18 protein-coding genes and 1 pseudogene are annotated in these 18,449 nt (G+C 71.0%); 3 read left to right on the top strand and 16 right to left on the bottom strand.

Going from position 1 to position 18,449, the window contains the following annotated elements; translation table 11 throughout:
- Positions 1 to 9: 9 nt before the first annotated feature.
- Positions 10 to 1,614: an ABC-F family ATP-binding cassette domain-containing protein gene (locus ABZU53_RS24125; RefSeq protein ID WP_354861729.1), complete on the bottom strand. Its 1,605-nt coding sequence runs from the start codon at positions 1,612 to 1,614 to the stop codon at positions 10 to 12.
- Between the two features lie 262 nt (positions 1,615 to 1,876).
- Here ABZU53_RS24125 and ABZU53_RS24120 point away from each other — a divergent pair, with 262 nt between their 5' ends.
- A complete protein-coding gene (locus ABZU53_RS24120; RefSeq protein ID WP_355067623.1) occupies positions 1,877 to 2,803 on the top strand; it encodes a neutral zinc metallopeptidase in 927 nt (308 codons plus the stop codon).
- A 60-nt stretch (positions 2,804 to 2,863) separates the two neighbouring features.
- Here the strand turns inward: ABZU53_RS24120 and ABZU53_RS24115 are convergent, their stop codons facing one another.
- The 12 genes and pseudogenes from ABZU53_RS24115 to ABZU53_RS24060 form a co-directional block, all read right to left on the bottom strand.
- Positions 2,864 to 3,229, bottom strand: a complete 366-nt coding sequence (locus tag ABZU53_RS24115; RefSeq protein WP_355067622.1) for a nuclear transport factor 2 family protein — start codon at positions 3,227 to 3,229, stop codon at positions 2,864 to 2,866.
- A gap of 2 nt (positions 3,230 to 3,231) precedes the next feature.
- Positions 3,232 to 3,423: pseudogene (locus ABZU53_RS24110) on the bottom strand (muconolactone Delta-isomerase family protein); the annotation flags it as partial.
- Between the two features lie 240 nt (positions 3,424 to 3,663).
- The gene (locus ABZU53_RS24105; RefSeq protein WP_355067621.1) at positions 3,664 to 4,326 is read right to left on the bottom strand and encodes an acVLRF1 family peptidyl-tRNA hydrolase; all 663 of its coding nucleotides are present in this window, start codon (positions 4,324 to 4,326) and stop codon (positions 3,664 to 3,666) included.
- Between the two features lie 77 nt (positions 4,327 to 4,403).
- Positions 4,404 to 5,030 (bottom strand): LysE family transporter, encoded by a 627-nt coding sequence (locus ABZU53_RS24100; RefSeq protein ID WP_355067619.1) that lies wholly within the window; start codon positions 5,028 to 5,030, stop codon positions 4,404 to 4,406.
- 343 nt (positions 5,031 to 5,373) lie between these two features.
- A complete protein-coding gene (locus ABZU53_RS24095; RefSeq protein WP_355067618.1) occupies positions 5,374 to 5,868 on the bottom strand; it encodes a metal-sulfur cluster assembly factor in 495 nt (164 codons plus the stop codon).
- 73 nt (positions 5,869 to 5,941) lie between these two features.
- On the bottom strand, positions 5,942 to 6,415 hold the full coding sequence (gene sufU / locus ABZU53_RS24090) for a Fe-S cluster assembly sulfur transfer protein SufU (RefSeq protein WP_355067651.1): 474 nt from the start codon (positions 6,413 to 6,415) through the stop codon (positions 5,942 to 5,944).
- Positions 6,416 to 6,417: 2 nt separating this feature from the next.
- Entirely contained in the window at positions 6,418 to 7,722 is a 1,305-nt protein-coding gene (locus tag ABZU53_RS24085; protein WP_355067616.1) for a cysteine desulfurase, read from the bottom strand.
- A 20-nt stretch (positions 7,723 to 7,742) separates the two neighbouring features.
- Positions 7,743 to 8,516 (bottom strand): Fe-S cluster assembly ATPase SufC, encoded by a 774-nt coding sequence (sufC, locus tag ABZU53_RS24080; protein ID WP_354860398.1) that lies wholly within the window; start codon positions 8,514 to 8,516, stop codon positions 7,743 to 7,745.
- The gene (locus ABZU53_RS24075) at positions 8,516 to 8,842 is read right to left on the bottom strand and encodes a non-heme iron oxygenase ferredoxin subunit (protein ID WP_234588432.1); all 327 of its coding nucleotides are present in this window, start codon (positions 8,840 to 8,842) and stop codon (positions 8,516 to 8,518) included. Before ABZU53_RS24075 ends, sufC begins: the two co-directional genes overlap by 1 nt.
- Positions 8,842 to 9,984 carry a Fe-S cluster assembly protein SufD gene (gene sufD / locus ABZU53_RS24070; protein WP_354860395.1) on the bottom strand — a complete coding sequence of 381 codons (1,143 nt, stop codon included), beginning with the start codon at positions 9,982 to 9,984 and terminating at the stop codon, positions 8,842 to 8,844. Before sufD ends, ABZU53_RS24075 begins: the two co-directional genes overlap by 1 nt.
- Before the next feature lie 97 nt (positions 9,985 to 10,081).
- Complete coding sequence (gene sufB / locus ABZU53_RS24065) at positions 10,082 to 11,512, bottom strand: Fe-S cluster assembly protein SufB (RefSeq protein WP_354860393.1); 1,431 nt, start codon at positions 11,510 to 11,512, stop codon at positions 10,082 to 10,084.
- Positions 11,509 to 12,213: a transcriptional regulator gene (locus tag ABZU53_RS24060; protein ID WP_355067649.1), complete on the bottom strand. Its 705-nt coding sequence runs from the start codon at positions 12,211 to 12,213 to the stop codon at positions 11,509 to 11,511. The genes sufB and ABZU53_RS24060 overlap by 4 nt, the downstream gene beginning before the upstream one ends.
- A 191-nt stretch (positions 12,214 to 12,404) precedes the next feature.
- Between ABZU53_RS24060 and ABZU53_RS24055 the strand changes: the two genes are divergently transcribed.
- Complete coding sequence (locus tag ABZU53_RS24055) at positions 12,405 to 13,367, top strand: COX15/CtaA family protein (protein WP_355067613.1); 963 nt, start codon at positions 12,405 to 12,407, stop codon at positions 13,365 to 13,367.
- A gap of 156 nt (positions 13,368 to 13,523) precedes the next feature.
- On the opposite strand, the gene ABZU53_RS24050 is transcribed toward ABZU53_RS24055, so the two are convergent.
- The 3 genes from ABZU53_RS24050 to ABZU53_RS24040 all read right to left on the bottom strand — a co-directional run bounded on the left by ABZU53_RS24050 (position 13,524) and on the right by ABZU53_RS24040 (position 16,033).
- On the bottom strand, positions 13,524 to 14,444 hold the full coding sequence (locus ABZU53_RS24050) for a hypothetical protein (protein ID WP_355067612.1): 921 nt from the start codon (positions 14,442 to 14,444) through the stop codon (positions 13,524 to 13,526).
- Between the two features lie 14 nt (positions 14,445 to 14,458).
- Positions 14,459 to 14,794 carry a hypothetical protein gene (locus ABZU53_RS24045; RefSeq protein WP_354860389.1) on the bottom strand — a complete coding sequence of 112 codons (336 nt, stop codon included), beginning with the start codon at positions 14,792 to 14,794 and terminating at the stop codon, positions 14,459 to 14,461.
- A 285-nt stretch (positions 14,795 to 15,079) separates the two neighbouring features.
- The gene (locus tag ABZU53_RS24040) at positions 15,080 to 16,033 is read right to left on the bottom strand and encodes a heme o synthase (RefSeq protein ID WP_355067610.1); all 954 of its coding nucleotides are present in this window, start codon (positions 16,031 to 16,033) and stop codon (positions 15,080 to 15,082) included.
- Positions 16,034 to 16,298: 265 nt separating this feature from the next.
- On the opposite strand from ABZU53_RS24040, the gene tkt reads away from it, so the two are divergent.
- Complete coding sequence (gene tkt, locus ABZU53_RS24035) at positions 16,299 to 18,437, top strand: transketolase (protein WP_355067608.1); 2,139 nt, start codon at positions 16,299 to 16,301, stop codon at positions 18,435 to 18,437.
- Positions 18,438 to 18,449: the final 12 nt, after the last annotated feature.

Genomic DNA, 18,449 nt, shown 5'->3' with positions numbered 1-18,449 from the left:
CCGGGCCGGTCAGGCCAACTCGACCAGTTCGAGGAGGTCGTCGCTCCAGGCGTCCTCGTCGCCGTCGGGCAGCAGGATCGCGCGGTCGGGCTTGAGCGCGAGCACCGCACCCGGGTCGTGCGTGACCAGCACGATGGCGCCCGGGTAGTTGGCAATCGCGTCGAGCACCTGCTCGCGGCTGACCGGGTCGAGGTTGTTCGTCGGCTCGTCGAGCAGCAGCACGTTGGCGCCGGAGCAGACCAGGGTGGACAGCGCCAGCCGGGTCTTCTCGCCGCCGGAGAGCACCCCGGCCGGCTTGTTCACGTCGTCGCCGGAGAACAGGAACGCGCCGAGGATCTTGCGCAGGTCGGTGTCGGACTGCTCGACGGCGGCGGCCCGCATGTTCTCCAGCACCGTCCGCTCCACGTCCAGCGTCTCGTGCTCCTGGGCGTAGTAGCCCAACCGCAGCCCGTGCCCCGCGTGCACCTCGCCGGTGTCCGGGGTGAGCAGCCCGCCGAGCATCCGCAACAGCGTCGTCTTGCCGGCGCCGTTGAGCCCGAGGATGGCCACCCGGGAACCCCGGTCCACCGCGACGTTGACGTCGGTGAAGATCTCCAGCGAGCCGTACGACTTGGACAGGCCGGTCGCGGTGAGCGGCGTCTTGCCGCACGGGGCGGGGCTGGGGAAGCGCACCTTGGCCACCCGGTCGGCGACGCGCACCTCCTCCAGGCCGGAGATCAGCTTCTCGGCGCGGCGGGCCATGTTCTGCGCGGCGACGGTCTTGGTGGCCTTGGCCCGCATCTTGTCGGCCTGCGCCATCAGCGCGCCGGCCTTCTTCTCCGCGTTGGCCCGCTCCCGGCGGCGGCGGCGCTCGTCGGTCTCGCGGGCCTCCAGGTACGCCTTCCAGCCCAGGTTGTAGACGTCGATCACGCTTCGGGTGGCGTCGAGGAACCAGACCTTGTTGACCACCGACTCCAGCAGCGCGCCGTCGTGGGAGATCACGATGAGGCCGCCCTTGTGGTTGGCGAGAAAGCCGCGCAGCCAGGTGATCGAGTCCGCGTCGAGGTGGTTCGTCGGCTCGTCGAGCAGCAGGATGCCGCCGCCGTTCTCACCGGCGTCGCGGAACAGGATCCGGGCCAGCTCGATGCGGCGGCGCTGACCGCCGGAGAGGGTGCCGATGGTCTGGGCGAGCGCGCGGTCCGGCAGCCCCAGGTTGGCGCAGATCCGGGCGGCCTCGGCCTCGGCCGCGTACCCGCCCAGGGCGGCGAACTGGTCCTCCAGCGCGCCGTAGCGGCGGACCAGCTTGTCGCTGGCGTCCTCGGCCAGTTGGGCCTCGATCTCCTTCATCTGAGCCATCAGCACGTCCAGGCCGCGGGCGGAGAGCACCCGGTCGCGGCCGGTCACCTCCAGGTCGCCCGTGCGCGGGTCCTGCGGGAGGTAGCCGATGGCGCTGCGCTGGTCGATCTGCCCGCCGTACGGCTGCCCCTCGCCGGCGAGCACCTTCAACGTGGTGGTCTTGCCGGCGCCGTTGCGGCCGACCAGGCCGATCCGGTCACCGGGCTGCACGCGCAGCGTGGTGTCGGACAGCAGGATCCGGGAGCCGGCACGCAGCTCCAGGCCGGTGGCAGTGATCATCTCGTGGGACTCGCTCTCGGGGTCTGGAAGGCTGACTCAGGGCACGCGAAAGCGCCGGCGGGCGGTGGGCCCGTCGGCGCGGGGCGGTTCAGCCTTCGCAGCGCGGCACGGAAACAAGTGTACCGGGCGCTCCCCGGCGACCCGCCCGGATTACCAATCAAGATCATCGGGTACCGGAACGCCTGTCCGGACCCCGTCCGGCACTGAAGCGACGAAACGACATACACCAGACATTCACCGGCATACGGCGATCGGGGTCAGCATGGAACTCAACGAGCAGGCCGAGCTCGACACCTCCCAGGCCAAAGACCTGGGTCGGGGCAGCGGCGGCGGGTCGGGCGGCGGCATCGGCATCCCCATCCCGGGAGGCGGCGGCCGGGGCGGCATCATCGGCATCGTGGTAGCCGTGATCATCGCCCTGCTCGGCGGGGGCTTCGGCCTCAATGCCATGACCAATGGGGACGACGGTGGACAGGCCGGAGGCGAGGACCTGGACCAGGTGTGCTCCACCGCGAACCCGGACCGCCTCCAGGACGCGCGCTGCCGCAACCTGCTCTACGTCAACAGCATCCAGGGGTACTGGCAGAAGGCGTACCCGGAGCTGGGCAACGGCACGTACGAGCCCACCATCACCAACTTCTTCCAAGAGGCCGTGAACACCGGCTGCGGGCAGGCCGACTCGGGCGTCGGCCCGTTCTACTGCCCCGCCGACAAAAAGGTGTACATCGACCTGAGCTTCTACGACGAGCTGGCCACCCGGTTCGGCGCCAAGGGCGAGTTCGCCCAGCCGTACGTGCTCGCCCACGAGTACGGCCACCACATCCAGAACCTGCTCGGCACCAACGCCAAGGCCGGCCAGGGCGACCAGAGCGGCCCCCGCTCGGCGTCGGTGCGGCTGGAGTTGCAGGCCGACTGCTACGCGGGCGCCTGGGCCAAGCACGCCAGCGAGAGCAAGGACAGAACCGGCGAGAAGCCACTGTTCAAGTCGATCACCGAGGCCGACGTCAGTCAGGCCATCGATGCCGCCGAGGCGATCGGTGACGACAGCATCCAGGAACGCTCCGGCGGCCGGGTCAACCCGGACCAGTTCACCCACGGCACGTCCGAGCAGCGCAAGCGCTGGTTCAGCCAGGGCTACGACCAGGGCGACCCGAAGACCTGCGACACCTTCGGCACCGACCAGCTCTGACAGCTCCACGCCATCGTGGCAGGCCTGCTCGGCGGGCCTGCCACGATTGTCGTTGGGCGGTCAGTCGAGCCGCGACACCTGGTAGTGGCCGATCAACCAGGCGTCCCCGACCTGCCGGACGACCACACCGAGGTGCACGGTCAGCGCCGGCCGGTCGGTGAAGCCGAACTCGACCTGCAGATAGCCGAGGACCGCGTCGTCGGCGAGACGCCGGGTCTCCCGGATCTCGTACGCGGCGGTCAGGCCCAGCGGCTGCGCGGCGTAGTACGCGGCGACGCCGTCGCGCCCGACGGTGTACGGGTGCAGCCCCTGGAAGATCGCATCCTCGGTGAAGACCGACGCGACCTGGTCCGGCTCGTGGGCGTCGACCGCCGACTTCCACCGGTCCAGGGCGGTCCGCAGGATCTCCGCCTCGCTGCTGGCCATGGTCAACTCCTCGGCTGCCGAGGCGGCTGACCCGGGTCGTTCGGGTGCGGCGTCAATCCGGTGACCGTCTCCCGCCGCCAGGCGCGCAGCGGCATCGACGCGAGGACCGCCTCCAACTCGTCCGCGTCGGCGGCCTGGAAGAGCCCCCACGTACGCCACTCCCCCGGCGCCAGCGGCGGCCGCCACAGCGCAGGAGGCTGCCCTGTGCCACCAGCTCGGCCGAACGCGCCGCCTCACGTGCGCATGTCGGCGACCTCGTCCTCGGACGTGCCGTCGGGCACCGTCGTCACCATGTCCACCAGGAACTCCACCCGCCCATCCTCCGGCCGTCGTCCCGGCAGCACGCCAGGAACCCCGATCCGCGTGGCGGCCGTCTCCCCTGCGGCCCGCCGTCGCCGGTGCCGAAGAGGGCCGGGCGGTCCGCACAGCCGACGTCACTGCGCGAAATCGGGCGCCGGGTCGCGCAGTCGGATGCGTACCGCCCGGGCCGCGTTCACCGCCGCGACCAGCACCGCGTGCCGCGGCTCCGGCACGTCTAGCAGCCGCTCGGCCCGCAGCGGCACGAGCGGGGCCAACCGCCGGTCGGCCAGCACCGTGTCCACGGCCCGCCGGTCACCGCCGCCGACGAGGGCCGCGAGCCGCGCCGCCTCCGGCAACAGCAGGCGTACGGCCAGGTCCGCCGCGTCGCCCAGCGCCGCCTTGGCCTGGTTGTCGCGCCGGCGGGCGAAGCGGTGCTGCGACCATCCCCCGGCGGCGGTGCGCCCCTGCACGTACCGGGTGTCCACCTTGGAGACCACGAGATCGGGGCCCTGCGCCACACCGACCGCCACCGCGCCCTTGCGGGCCAGCAGCAGACCGATCCGGTGCGGTGTGCCGGCGGCGGCGACGAAGGCGGCCACGTCCGCGCCTACCGGAGCGCCCGGTGGGGCGTACAACTCGGCGGTGGTGCCGTCGGGGGCGGTGAGCAGCAGGCCGTACTCCCGCGCGGTGGTGGTGGGCGGGCCGTGCCGGTCGGCGAAGCCCTCGACCCAGCGGCCGACGCGGGCCGGATCGACCTCGACCCACCGGCCGCCCCCGGCTGCGGGTCGACTGGTCACGGCCCGACCGTACGCCACGATGGTCCCGTCCGGTCCCCCGGCCGGCCCGCTCAGTCCCGCAGCGCCGCCGGGGGCGCTCAGCCGGGCAGCAGCGCCGCCACCGCGAGCGCGGCGATGAGCGCGCTGGAGACCAGGCCGGTGACCAGCCGGCCACGCGGTCCGGTCAGCGCCCGGCCGACCATCGTGCCGCCGCCGGCGATGAGCAGTTGCCAGCTCGCCGACGCCAGGAACACGCCGGCCACGAAGAGCGCTGCGGTCAGCCCGTTCGCGTCGGCGGTGTCCCGGCGACCCAGCACCAGCGCGGCGAAGTAGAGCACGGTCGTCGGATTCAGCAGGGTCAGCCCGAGCACCGCCGCGTACGCCCGCCCGGGAGTGCGCAGGCCCCCACCGGCCGATGGCGCCGGCCGGGAGCGGTGGGTGGTCCACGTACGCCAGAGGCCGTGCGCGGCGAGGCCCAGCAGGACCACGGCGGCGACCACCCGCAGCGGACCGGCCGCCGGGGCGACGACCCCGGCCAGGCTCGCGCCGCCGAACGCGGCGACCGCCGCGTACAGCCCGTCGGCCGTCGCCACCGCGAGCGCCGCGGCCGCGCCGACCCGGAACGAGGTACGGGCACTGAGCCCCAGGATGAGGATCGCGATCGCGCCGACCGGAATGGCGACGCCGTACCCGGCCACCAGACCCGCGAGGAACGCGCCGCTCACGACGACGGGCGACGGGCCGAGGCCACCCCGGGCACGGTGCGCTGTCGACGCGCGGCGGTGGCCGCACGGACAGAAACCTGCATCGGGTACGCCTCGATCACAGTCGGCATCCTGCGCGCCGCACCCACGCCTCCGCAACGGAGTTTTCCCCGCGCCCCGCGCCAAGATCCTCACAACATCCCCGATGTTGCTGCCTCAGACAGGCGGGAGACAGCAACATCGGGGAAGTTGCGCGGATCTTGCCGACGCCGGCCGGCCGGCGAGCGCGTGAGCCCATCCCACAACGGATCGAGCGCGGCACCCCGGAGGGCACCGCGCTGGACGACTGTGGGACGGAGTCGGGTCAGACGTTGAAGCCCAGGGAACGGAGCTGGTCCCGACCCTCGTCGGTGATCTTGTCCGGTCCCCACGGCGGGAGCCACACCCAGTTGATCCGGATGTCGTTGACCAGGCCGCCGCCCGGGCCGGTGGTCAGCGCCTGCCGGGCCTGGTCCTCGATCACGTCGGTCAGCGGGCAGGCCGCCGAGGTGAGCGTCATGTCCAGGGTCGCGACGTTCTCGTCGTCGACGTGCACCCCGTACACCAGGCCCAGGTCGACCACGTTGATGCCCAACTCGGGGTCGACGACATCCTTCATCGCCTCCTCGATGTCGGCGATCATGGCCTTGCTGACGCCGCCCGCCGAGGTGGCGGCGTCGCCGGCAGCCGGGGCCGCAGCGCCGTCGGTCGCAGCGGCGTTGGTCGTCGCGGCTCCGTCGGTCGTCACGGCGTCGGTCTGCGGCGCCGCGGTGGCGTCACCGGCCTCCGGCGTCGCCGCGGTAGCGGTGTTCTCGCTCATGCCGTCCCTCCGGTTCGCTTCGTGATGCCACCCGGCACCACAGTGCTGCTGGAAATCGCTCGCTGACGCTCGCTCACGCCTTCACCTCCGGGCCCACGCCCACGCCGGCGCGTGCCGCGGCGTCCTTGAACGCCATCCACGGCAGCAGCGCGCACTTCACCCGGGCGGGGTAGCGGGCGACGCCCGCGAAGGCCACCCCGTCACCGAGTACGTCCTCGTCGGGCGTGACCTGGCCACGTCCGGACATCAACTCGACGAACGCCTCGTGCACCTCGAATGCTTCCCCGGTGCCCCGACCGCGCAGCAGTTCGTGCAACACGCTCGCCGACGCCTGGCTGATCGAGCAGCCCATCCCGTCGTACGAGATGTCGTGCAGCACGTCGCCGTCGGTGGCCACCCGGACGGTGATCTCGTCGCCGCAGGTCGGGTTGACGTGGTGCGCTTCCGCGACCTGATCGGCCGCATCGTCGGCGTCGCGCAGGCCACGGCCGTGCGGATGCTTGTAGTGGTCCAGGATGATCTCCTGGTAGAGCTGGTCGAGTTGCACCATCAGTCGAACACCTTCCGCACCTGCTCCAGACCGCCCACCAGGGCGTCGATCTCCTCGGTGGTGGTGTAGAGGTAGAACGAGGCCCGGGTCATCGCCGGGACGCCGAACCGGCTGCACACCGGCTTCGCGCAGTGGTGGCCCACCCGCACCTGCACGCCGAGCGAGTCGAGCACCTGACCCACGTCGTGCGGGTGCACGTCACCCAGCGCGAACGAGATGGTGCCGCCGCGCCCGATCGGCACGGTCGGGCCGAAGATCCGCAGGTCGGGCACCGAGCCGAAAGCGTCCAGCGCGTACGCCGTCAGCTCTTTCTCGTGCCACTGGATGGCCCGCATCCCGACGCCGGTCAGGTAGTCGACCGCCGCACCGAGCGCGACCGCCTCGGCGATCGGCGGGGTGCCCGCCTCGAAGCGGGCCGGCGGCGCGGCGAACGTCGAGCGGGCCATGGTGACCGTCTCGATCATCGAACCGCCGCCGAAGACCGGTGGCATGGCTGCCAGCAGCTCACCCCGGCCCCAGAGCACGCCGATCCCGGTCGGGCCACACATCTTGTGCCCGGTGAAGACGATGTAGTCGGCGTCCAGGTCGACCACGTCGATGGGCAGGTGCGGCACCGACTGCGAGCAGTCCAGCAGCAGCAGCGCGCCCACCTCACGGACCCGCGCGGTGATCCGGGAGGTGGCGTTGACGGTGCCGAGGATGTTGGACGTGTGCACCAGCGAGACGATCTTCGTCCGTTCGGTGACCAGGTCCTCCAGGCCCGACTCGTCCAGCCGACCCTGGTCGGTGACCGGGAACCAGCGCAGGGTCGCGCCGGTGCGCTCGCACAGCAGCTGCCACGGGACGATGTTCGAGTGGTGCTCCATCTCGGAGATCACCACCTCGTCGCCGGGGCCGAGCCGGAACCGGGGGTCACCGTCCGGGCGCAGCGAGGCGTTCGAGAAGGCGTACGCCACGATGTTGATCGCCTCGGTGGAGTTCTTGGTGAACACCACCTCGTCGACGCTCGGCGCGTGAATGAACGCGGCGATCTTGGCCCGCGCCCCCTCGTACGCCTCGGTGGCCTCGGTGCCCAGGGTGTGCACCGAGCGCGACACGTTGGCGTTGTGCCGCGCGTAGTGCTCGTCGAGCACGTCGAGCACCTGACGGGGCTTGTGCGAGGTGTTGGCGCTGTCGAGGTAGACCAGCGGGTGGCCGTTGATCTCCCGATCGAGGATCGGGAAGTCGGCGCGTACCCGGGCCACGTCAAAACGCGGCACGTCGTCGTACTGCGGCATCCCCTCGGGGATCGCGATGCTGGTCATCTCGGCAGCGCCTTCCCCACTCAGGCCTTGGCCGTGCCGGCCCCGGCGGCGTACCGCTCGTAGCCCTCGGCTTCGAGCTTGTCGGCCAGCTCCGGGCCGCCCTGCTCGACGATCCGGCCGGCCACGAAGACGTGCACGAAGTCCGGCTTGATGTAGCGCAGGATCCGCGTGTAGTGGGTGATCAGCAGCACGCCGGTGTCACCGGTGTCGCGGACCCGGTTGACGCCCTCGCTGACCACGCGCAGCGCGTCCACGTCGAGGCCCGAGTCGGTCTCGTCGAGGATCGCGATCTTCGGCTTGAGCAGTTCGAGCTGGACGATCTCGTGCCGCTTCTTCTCACCGCCGGAGAAGCCCTCGTTGACGTTGCGCTGGGCGAACGCCGGGTCCATCTGGAGGCGCTCCATCGCGCCGCGCAGCTCGCCGCCCCAGGTGCGCAGCTTGGGCGCTTCACCGTCGATGGCGGTCTTCGCGGTGCGCAAGAAGTTGGCCACCGAGACGCCGGGCACCTCGACCGGGTACTGCATGGCCAGGAAGAGGCCGGCGCGGGCGCGCTCGTCGACCGTCATGGCCAGCACGTCCTCGCCGTCGAGGGTCACCGAGCCGCCGGTGATCTCGTACTTGGGGTGGCCGGCGATCGAGTACGCCAGGGTGGACTTGCCGGAGCCGTTCGGGCCCATGATCGCGTGAGTTTGACCGGAATTCACCTCCAGGTCTACCCCATGCAGGATCGGCTTGAGCTCACCCTCGGGCAGCTTGACCGACACCTTCAGGTCGCGGATCTCCAGGGTGCTCATTATCGGGTCACTCCATTACTCGGCGTCAGGCTGAGGTAGATGTCGCCGTCGCGGACTTCGACGGGGTAGACGGGGACGGGTTCGGTGGCGGGCAGGCCGGTCGGCGCGCCGGTGCGCAGGTCGAAGCGCGAGCCGTGCAGCCAGCACTCCAGCGTGCAACCGTCGACCTCACCCTCGGAGAGGGCGACCGCGGCGTGCGAGCACTCGTCGTAGGCGGCGTAGAACTCGCCGTCCTCGCCGTGCACCAGGGCGATCGGGGTGCCGTCGACGTCCGCGCTGATCGCGGTGCCCTTCGGCACGTCCTCGGTGGAGCAGATCCGGATCATCAAGCGCCCGCCTTGGCCAGCCGGGCCTCGATCGCGTCGCCCAGGCGCTCGCGCAGCGACTCCACCGGGATCTTGTTGATCAGCTCGGCGAAGAAGCCGCGGACCACCAGGCGGCGGGCTTCGCTCTCCGGGATACCCCGGGCCATCAGGTAGAACAACTGCTCGTCGTCGAAGCGGCCGGTCGCGCTGGCGTGGCCCGCGCCGGCGATCTCGCCGGTCTCGATCTCCAGATTGGGTACGGAGTCCGCCCGCGCGCCGTCGGTGAGCAGCAGGTTCCGGTTGATCTCGTACGTGTCGGTGCCGGTCGCCTCGGCCCGGATCAGCACGTCGCCCACCCAGACGGTGTGCGCGTCCGCGCCCTGCAGGGCGCCCCGGTAGCCGACGTAGCTGCGGCAGTCCGGCACGGAGTGGTCGACCAGCTGGCGGTGCTCCAGGTGCTGGCCGCCGTCGGCGAAGTAGACCCCGTACAGCTCGGCCTCGCCGCCCCGGCCGGTGTACTCCACGCTGGTGAACTGGCGCACCAGGTCACCGCCCAGGCTCACCTGCACGTGCGTCACCCGAGCGTCCCGGCCGAGCTTGAACTTGAGGTGCTGCGCCTGCACCGCGTCCGGCGCCCAGTCGGCCACGGTGACCAGGGTCAGCTTGGCCCCGTCGCCCACCGACACCTCGACGTTGTCGGCCAGGGTCGCCGAGCCGACGTGCTCCAGCACCAGCGTCAGCTCCGCGAATCGGCCCACCTCGACGAAGGTGTGCCCGAAGGCCAGACCCTCGCCGCCGTCGCCGACCACCCGCACGCTCACCGGGGCGCCCACCACGACATCGCTCGCCACCGAGAGCAGCAGCGCCTGCCCGGCGCCGCCGTACGCGAGCGCGCTGACCCGGTCGACCGGGGTGAGCACGCTGCCCACCCGCGGGTCGTCGGTGCCGATGCGCTCGATGGCCACGCCCTCGGGCAGCTCGCCGTACTCGTGCCGGACCGTGCCGGCACCGGCCTGGGCGTCGCCGCTGAGGCCGCGCAGCCGCTTGAGCGGGGTGAAACGCCACTCCTCCTCCAGGCCGGTGAGGGCCGGGAAGTCGGCGACGTCGTACGAGCGCAGCGCCTGCGACTTGGTGCTGGGCGGCGCGGAAGCCTGGGTAGTCATGTCTTCCTTGGTCTGTCATGAATCGGAGGGTCAAAGCGGGCTGGACCGGACCCGGCGTACCGGGTCCGGGCCCGTCCGTGGCCGGGCGGCGGCGGCGTCAGCCGACCGCGCCCTCCATCTGAAGCTCGATCAGGCGGTTCAGCTCCAGGGCGTACTCCATCGGGAGTTCCTTGGCGATCGGTTCGATGAAGCCACGAACGATCATGGCCATCGCCTCGTCCTCGCTCAGGCCCCGGCTCATCAGGTAGAAGAGCTGGTCGTCGCTGATCTTGGAGACGGTCGCCTCGTGCCCCATCGACACGTCGTCCTCGCGGATGTCGACGTACGGGTAGGTGTCCGAGCGCGAGATGGTGTCGACCAGCAGCGCGTCGCACTTGACCGTGCTCCGGCTGTGGTGCGAGCCCTCCAGCACCTGCACCAGACCGCGGTACGAGGTGCGGCCGCCGCCACGGGCGATCGACTTCGACACGATCGTCGAGGAGGTGTGCGGCGCGGCGTGCACCATCTTGGCGCCCGCGTCCTGGTGCTGGCCCTCGCCGGCCATCGCCACCGAGAGCACCTCGCCCTTGGCGTGCTCGCCGGTCATGTAGACCGCCGGGTACTTCATGGTCACCTTGGAGCCGATGTTGCCGTCGACCCACTCCATGGTCGCGCCCTCGTGGCAGACGGCGCGCTTGGTGACCAGGTTGTAGACGTTGTTCGACCAGTTCTGGATGGTCGTGTACCGGCAGCGCGCGTTCTTCTTGACGATGATCTCCACGACCGCGCTGTGCAGCGAGTCCGAGGAGTAGAGCGGCGCGGTGCAGCCCTCGACGTAGTGCACGTACGCGCCCTCGTCGACGATGATCAGCGTCCGCTCGAACTGGCCCATGTTCTCCGTGTTGATCCGGAAGTAGGCCTGCAGCGGGATGTCCACGCGCACGCCCTTCGGCACGTAGATGAACGAGCCGCCGGACCACACGGAGGTGTTCAGAGCGGCGAACTTGTTGTCGCCGACCGGGATGACCGTGCCGAAGTACTCCTTGAAGACGTCCTCGTGCTCGCGCAGCGCGGTGTCGGTGTCCAGGAAGAGGACGCCCTGCTCCTCAAGGTCCTCACGGATCTTGTGGTAGACGACCTCGGACTCGTACTGCGCCGCGACACCGGCGACCAGCCGCTGCTTCTCCGCCTCCGGGATGCCCAGCCGGTCGTAGGTGTTCTTGATGTCCTCGGGCAGGTCCTCCCAGCTGGTGGCCTGCTTCTCGGTCGACCGCACGAAGTACTTGATGTTGTCGAAGTCGATGCCGGTGAGGTCCGCGCCCCAGGCCGGCATCGGCTTGCGGCCGAACAGCCGCAGACCCTTGAGGCGCAGGTCGAGCATCCAGGCCGGCTCGTTCTTCTTGGCCGAGATGTCCCGCACCACCGCCTCGTTGATGCCGCGCTGGGCGACCGCCCCGGCGGCGTCCGGGTCGGACCAGCCGTACTCGTAGCGACCCAGGGCGGCGAGCTGCTCTTCCTGGGTCAGGGGCTGGACGATCTGCTCGGTCATCTATCTGTCCTCACAGTGGTGACGGGATTACCGGATTGGGCGCGGCCCGGCTGGGTCGGGATGTGCGTGGTGCACACCCCGTCGCCGTGCGCGATGGTGGCCAGGCGTTGTACGTGGGTGCCGACCAGACGGGAGATCACCGCGGTCTCGGCCTCGCACAGCTGGGGAAACTCGGCGGCCACGTGCGCCACCGGGCAGTGGTGCTGGCAGAGCTGGCCGCCGGAGGCGATCGTGGTCGCGTTGGCAGCGTAACCCTCGGCGGTGAGCGCTCCGGCGAGCGCCTCGGCACGCGCGAGGGGGTCGTCGCCGGCGTCCTCCATGGCGGCGCGGCAGCGCGACTCCAGCGCGGACACCTGCTCGGTGGCGAACGCCTCGACCGCGTCCGGGCCTCCGCTGCGGGCGATCCAGCGCAGCGCGGCGGTGGCCATGTTGTCGTAGTGGTGTGTGCCACAGCGGACCCGGGCCGCCTCGGTGAGCACGAAGACCTTGGCCGGACGCCCCCGACCGCGGCTGCCCTGCACCGTCTGCTCGCGGGCGACAACGTCACCGTCGGCGAGCATCGCGTCCAGGTGCCGGCGGATCGCCGCCGGGCTCAGGCCGAGCGCCAGACCGAGCTGCGCGGCGGTGGTCGCGCCCCGCTCCAGCAGCAGCTGGGTGACGCGGTCCCGGGTGGAGATCTCTGTCGCGGCGCCGCCCAGCACGGACGACGAGGCCCCGACGAGGGCGGACGCGGACGCGCCGACGGCCTGGGCAGCCGTCGGCTGGTGCCCGGAGAGCGCCGCCGCGTTTTTCACAACACCAACGTTACGTAATTACCCGGAGGGTGGCAAACCCGGGCCCCGGTGATCCGAACCACCGACCCTGCGGAGTCGGACGAACCTCGATCACTACGGTGCGTAGGATTTGCGCCGTGAACCGCATCGTCCGTCCGGTCTCCGGTCTCCTGCTGCGCCGCCTCGCGCTCGCCTCGATCATCGCGAACGTCGGCATCGTCGTCACCGGCGGGGCGGTCCGGCTGACCGCCTCGGGCCTCGGCTGCCCCACCTGGCCCCGGTGCACCGACGATTCGTACGTCACCACGCCCGAGATGGGCGTGTACGGGGTGATCGAGTTCAGCAACCGGATGCTGACCTTCGCGGTTGGCCTGATCGCGCTGGCCACCGTGCTGGCCGTCCTGGCACACCGGCCGCGCCGCCGCGGGCTGCTGACCCTCGCCGTCGCCGTCTTCCTGGGCATTCCCGCCCAGGCGGTGATCGGTGGCATCACGGTGCTCACCAACCTCAACCCGTGGGTGGTCGGGCTGCACTTCCTGGCCTCGATGGCGGTGATCGCCGCCGCGTACGCCCTCTGGCGGCGGGTCGACGAACCGGACGCCCCGACGGTCGCCGTGGTGCCCGCACCCCTGCGCACGTTGGCCCGGGTCACCACGGGCGTCACCGTCGCGGTGCTGGTGATCGGCACCTGGGTCACCGGCAGCGGCCCGCACGCCGGCGACCACGGCGCGGCCCGCAACGGACTGGACCCGGAGTCGATCTCCCAGGTGCACGCCGACGGCGTCTTCCTGCTGATCGGCCTGTCGGTGGCGTTGATCTTCGCGTTCCGCGCGGTCGGCGCGGCCCGGGCCACCCGGGCCGCCGTCGTCCTGCTCGCGGTGGAGCTGGGTCAGGGGCTCATCGGCTTCGTGCAGTACTTCACCCAGGTGCCGGCGGTCCTGGTCGGCGCGCACATGCTCGGCTCGTGCCTGGTGCTGCTGGCCGCCCTCGCCGTGCAGTGGTCCACCCGCGAACGCCGCCCGGCCGCCCCGGCGCCGCAGGCCACCGCGACCGAGGCCGAAGCCGTCCCGGTCACCGCCTGAACCCCCGCGCCCGCGCGACATCGGAGATGTCGCGGTGCGCTTGTCACGATCATGCTCGATCCAGGAAGTAGTGGCATCGCCAGCACGCCGATGCCACTACTTCCATGATGGTGCGCAGACGTCGGCGCGGAGGCTCGGCAGGTCAGGCTCGGCAGGTCAGGCTCGGCGGGCCAGGTGGGTGGCGATCGCGGTGGCGAGGCGGTCGGGGGCGCCGTCGGCGTACCCGATGAAGAGCGACGGCTCGGTCAGCTCCAGTTCCACCAGGACCGGGTCGCCGTCCGGGCCGGGGATCAGGTCGACCCGGGCGTAGAGCAGTTGACGCGTGCCACCGGGCACCGCCGCGAGGGTCCGCTCGGCGACCGCCAACTGCTCGGGCCGCGCGGCGCGGGGCCTGATCTCCTCGGCCTTGTAGAGGCCGTCCGGGCCGAGATCCGGGCCGGTCAGCATCGGACCCTTGCGGATGGCGTGGCTGTACGCGAGCCCGTCCGGGCCGGCCAGGAAGAGCAGTGCGGTCTCACCCTCGCTGTCGACGGCGCTCAGGTACGGCTGGACCATGGTCGTCCGGCCGGCGGTGGAGAGGCGGCGTACGTGGGCGTGAGCCAGGTCGCGGTGCTCCGGGTCGGCCAGGTCGTACCGGCCGGTGTCCTGACTGCCGGCGCTGACCGAGGGCTTGAGCACGTACTCGCCCGTCTCGGCGGGCGGCGACCAGCTCTCGCCCGGCTCGACCCAGGACGTCGGCACGGTCGGCACCCCGGCGGCGCTCAGCTCGGCCAGGTAGCGCTTGTCGGTGTTCCACCGCACCACGTCGGCCGGGTTGACCAGGGTGGGCACCGACGCGGCCCAGGCGACGAACTCGTCGCGGCGCAGGGCGTAGTCCCACGGTGAGCGGAGCACGACGAGGTCGTACGAGGACCAGTCGGCGTCGGGGTCGTCCCAGACGACCGCCTCGGCGGCGATCCCCCGGGCGGTGAGCGGGTCGAGGACGAGGCGGTCGTCTGGGTCGAGGTCGACCAGATCGGTGCAGGTGACGAGAGCGACCCGGGGTTCCCCCCGGGTCGACTGGTGGTGGTTGGTCAATTCAGCTCTCTATCTCAACGGGCCATCGTGCGCCGGGCCATCGACCGCCAGAGGTCGTTGCTCGGTCGCATCTGGTCCATCAGTTCACGCTCCCAGGCGTTCTCGACGGTGACTCCCGCCTTGGCGCACGCCTCCCGGGCGGTGACGGTGTCCTCGGCGAACTGGTCGCCCCACTCACCATCGGCACCCACGAGGACGATCCGTGCGCCGCGCTTACCGACGTACTCGATGACGGCCTTCGCGCCGCCGTGCCCGGCGGCGAACGACCGGAGGCCCGCGACCAGGCCGTGCGGGGCCTGCTCGCCGGCGGTCTGCTCGGCCGTCAGCGTCGTATCGGAACCATCTGCCATGACGCGAAGCCTAAGCAGAGTTGCACTCACGCGTGCGAGAACCATGAACCTTTTGTGATGCCAATTACCTCTAGGTTTCAGGAAGGCCACCGGCTTCCTGTCCGGTTATATCCGGACTTTCCCGCACTAACCACTCGGGCAAATCAGGGTCCAGTGCCCGCAGGTTGAGTCGATCCGACTCATGCCGAAAGTTACTCTCATGTGACATTAAACCCGGACAACTCATCCACGACCATGATTAGTCTGCGGATTTCCGCAGCGTCGTGGGACGTCCCGCGACGCGGGTCAGATCAGCGCGTCGAGCGCGACGGCCACGAAGACGATGGTCAGGTACGTCGTCGACCAGTGGAACAGCCGCATCGGCTTGACCGCCTCGCCGCGGGTCGCCCGCCGGCAGAGCCGGTGCGCCTCGACCAGGAAGATCGCGCCCACCACCAGCGTCGGTACGCCGTAGATCGCGCTGAGGCCCAGCGGCCAGACCGCGAGGGAGGTGAGCACGGTGAGCCACGCGAAGATCAGGATCTCGGCGTTCACCCGGCGGGTGGAGGCCACCACGGGCAGCATCGGGATGCCGGCGCGGGCGTAGTCGTCCTTGTACTTCATCGCGAGCGGGTAGAAGTGCGGCATCTGCCAGAAGAAGACCACCGCGAACAGGCCCCAGGCCGCCGGGGCGAGCCCGCCGGTGACCGCCGCCCACCCGATCAGCACCGGAGCGGCACCGCAGGCGCCACCCCAGAACGTGTTCGTCGAGGTGGAGCGCTTGAGCCAGAGCGTGTAGACGACGTCGTAGTAGACGATCGCGGCGAGCGTCAGCCCGGCGGCGAGCAGGTTGGTGAACGCCGCCATCAGAACGATCGAGATCGCCGCCAGCACCAGACCGAAGACGAGCGCGCTGCGCGGCGACACCGTGTGCGCCGGCAGCGGACGCCGCTTGGTCCGCCGCATCAACTGGTCGATGTCCCGGTCGATGTAGCAGTTGAGCACGCTGGCCGCCCCCGCGGCGAGCGAGCCACCGATGAGCACCACGGCCATCAGCCACAGCGACGGCAGTCCGCCGTCGGCGAGCATCATCGCCGGGACGGTGGTGACCAGCAGCAACTCGACGATGCGCGGCTTGGTGAGCGCCACGTACGCCGACACGATCGCGCGCACGTCCCGCCGCGCCACCGGACCCTCGGCCGCCCGTACCGGGGGCTGCCCGGTGGGGTTGCTCGCGGGGCGCTCGGTGATCATGCTCACGGATTGCCACCTTCCGGCATCGGCACGGGGAGATCGAGTCGGCCGCGCCCGCTCGGGGGCCGCACACCGACCCACACACTACGCGTTGTCGTTTTGGCTGCCCGGCCGACCCGACAACGGTGCGGGCCGTCACACCACCGGGTTGAACGTCTGGGCGCAGAGTCACGTACTGCACACCATGCGGAGATCCCCGGGCGCACGTTTAGTCGCGCTCGATAGGGTCATCAGTGAGGGTTCCGCCCATCTGCCGAGGAGCACAACCATCGTGGCTGCCAACCGACCCGAGCACTCCGAACTCAACTGGTCCGACCTCGATCGCCGGGCTGTCGACACCGTCCGCGTCCTGGCCATGGATGCCGTCGAGAAATCCGGCAACGGCCACCCGGGCACCGCGATGAGCCTGGCGCCCGCGGCCTACCTCCTCTTCAACCGGGTCATGCGGCACAACCCGGCCGACCCGAACTGGCCCGGCCGGGACCGGTTCGTGCTCTCCGCCGGGCACTCCAGCCTGAGCCTCTACATCCAGCTGTTCCTCTCCGGCTACCCGCTGAGCCTGAACGACCTGAAGTCGCTGCGCCAGTGGGGCTCGCAGACCCCGGGTCACCCGGAGCACGGTCACACCCCGGGCGTGGAGACCACCACCGGCCCGCTCGGGCAGGGCCTGGGCAACGCGGTCGGCATGGCCATGGCGGCCCGTCGCGAGCGTGGCCTGTTCGACCCGGAGGCCGAGCCGGGCAGGTCGGTCTTCGACCACAACATCTGGTGCATCGTCTCCGACGGTGACATCGAGGAGGGCATCAGCCACGAGGCCAGCGCCCTCGCCGGGCACCAGCAGCTGGGCAACCTCACGGTGATCTACGACGACAACGAGATCTCGATCGAGGACGACACCCGCATCGCCAAGAGCGAGGACGTGGCGGCCCGCTACGAGGCGTACGGCTGGCACGTGCAGACCGTCGACTGGCGCAGCGGTGACGCCGACCAGGGTGACTACCACGAGGACGCCGAGGCGCTGTACCGCGCGCTGGTGGCCGCCAAGGCCGAGACCGGTCGTCCCTCCTTCATCGCGCTGCGCACCATCATCGGCTGGCCCGCGCCCAACAAGCAGAACACCGGCAAGATCCACGGCTCGGCGCTCGGCGCCGACGAGGTGAAGGCCACCAAGCGGATCCTCGGCTTCGACCCGGAGCAGACCTTCCAGGTCGACGAGGAGGTGCTCGGCCACGCCCGCACGGTGATGGGCCGCGGCGACAAGGCCGAGCAGGAGTGGACCGCCGCGTTCGACGCCTGGAAGAAGGCGAACCCGGAGCGCACGGCGCTCTACGAGCGGATGGCCGGCCGGGTGCTGCCGGACGGCTGGACCAAGGCGCTGCCGGTCTTCCCCGCCGACGCCAAGGGTGTTGCCACCCGGGCCGCCTCCGGCAAGGTGCTCGAGGCGCTCGCGCCGGTGCTGCCGGAGCTGTGGGGCGGTTCGGCCGACCTGGCCGAGAGCAACAACACCACCATGAAGGGCGAGCCGTCGTTCATCCCGGCCGCGCACGCCACCAAGGACTTCCCCGGCCACGAGTACGGCCGGACGCTGCACTTCGGCATCCGTGAGCACGCCATGGGCGCCATCCTCAACGGCATCGCGCTGCACGGCGGCACCCGCCCGTACGGCGGCACGTTCCTGGTGTTCAGCGACTACATGCGCCCGGCGGTGCGGCTGGCCGCGTTGATGAAGCTGCCGGTGACGTACGTCTGGACGCACGACTCGATCGGCCTGGGCGAGGACGGCCCGACCCACCAGCCGGTGGAGCACCTGACCGCGCTGCGCGCCATCCCGGGCCTGGACGTGGTCCGCCCGGCGGACGCGAACGAGACGGCGTGGGCCTGGCGGCAGGCGCTGGAGCACACCGACCGGCCGACCGCGCTGGCGCTGAGCCGCCAGCCGCTGCCGACCCTGGACCGGGATGTCCTGGGTGACGTGGCCGGCGTGGCCAAGGGTGGCTACGTGCTGGCCGAGGCGTCCAACGGCAAGCCCCAGGTGATCATCATCGGCACCGGCTCCGAGGTGCAGCTCGCCCTGACCGCCCGGGAGCGGCTGGAGGCCGACGGCACGCCGACCCGGGTCGTCTCGATGCCCTGCCAGGAGTGGTTCTACGAGCAGGATGAGGCATACCGGGAGTCGGTGCTCCCGCGTGGGGTAAAGGCACGGGTGAGCGTGGAGGCCGGGATCGCCATGTCCTGGCGCGGCATCGTCGGTGACCTCGGCGAGAGCGTCAGCCTGGAGCACTACGGGGCGAGCGCCCCGCACACCGTGCTCTTCGAGCAGTTCGGGTTCACCCCCGACCGGATCGTGGCGGCGGCACACGCCTCGCTGGCCCGGGTGGGCGACATCACCGGTTTCACGACCGGCAACTGAGGGAGCGTGGAC

The organism is Micromonospora sp. NPDC005194, assembly GCF_040608335.1.
In the GTDB taxonomy this organism is placed as follows: Bacteria; Actinomycetota; Actinomycetes; order Mycobacteriales; family Micromonosporaceae; genus Micromonospora.
This window is presented reverse-complemented; position numbering and strand designations above follow the sequence as displayed.

Excerpts from the sequence above, each read along its gene's own strand:
- ABZU53_RS24045 (WP_354860389.1), bottom strand. The coding sequence starts at position 14,794 with ATGGCAGATGGTTCCGATACGACGCTGACGGCCGAGCAGACCGCCGGC.
- ABZU53_RS24125 (WP_354861729.1), bottom strand. The coding sequence starts at position 1,614 with ATGATCACTGCCACCGGCCTGGAGCTGCGTGCCGGCTCCCGGATCCTG.
- sufD (WP_354860395.1), bottom strand. The coding sequence starts at position 9,984 with ATGACTACCCAGGCTTCCGCGCCGCCCAGCACCAAGTCGCAGGCGCTG.
- sufB (WP_354860393.1), bottom strand. The coding sequence starts at position 11,512 with ATGACCGAGCAGATCGTCCAGCCCCTGACCCAGGAAGAGCAGCTCGCC.
- ABZU53_RS24120 (WP_355067623.1), top strand. The coding sequence starts at position 1,877 with ATGGAACTCAACGAGCAGGCCGAGCTCGACACCTCCCAGGCCAAAGAC.
- ABZU53_RS24075 (WP_234588432.1), bottom strand. The coding sequence starts at position 8,842 with ATGATCCGGATCTGCTCCACCGAGGACGTGCCGAAGGGCACCGCGATC.
- ABZU53_RS24085 (WP_355067616.1), bottom strand. The coding sequence starts at position 7,722 with ATGACCAGCATCGCGATCCCCGAGGGGATGCCGCAGTACGACGACGTG.
- sufC (WP_354860398.1), bottom strand. The coding sequence starts at position 8,516 with ATGAGCACCCTGGAGATCCGCGACCTGAAGGTGTCGGTCAAGCTGCCC.
- ABZU53_RS24115 (WP_355067622.1), bottom strand. The coding sequence starts at position 3,229 with ATGGCCAGCAGCGAGGCGGAGATCCTGCGGACCGCCCTGGACCGGTGG.
- ABZU53_RS24095 (WP_355067618.1), bottom strand. The coding sequence starts at position 5,868 with ATGAGCGAGAACACCGCTACCGCGGCGACGCCGGAGGCCGGTGACGCC.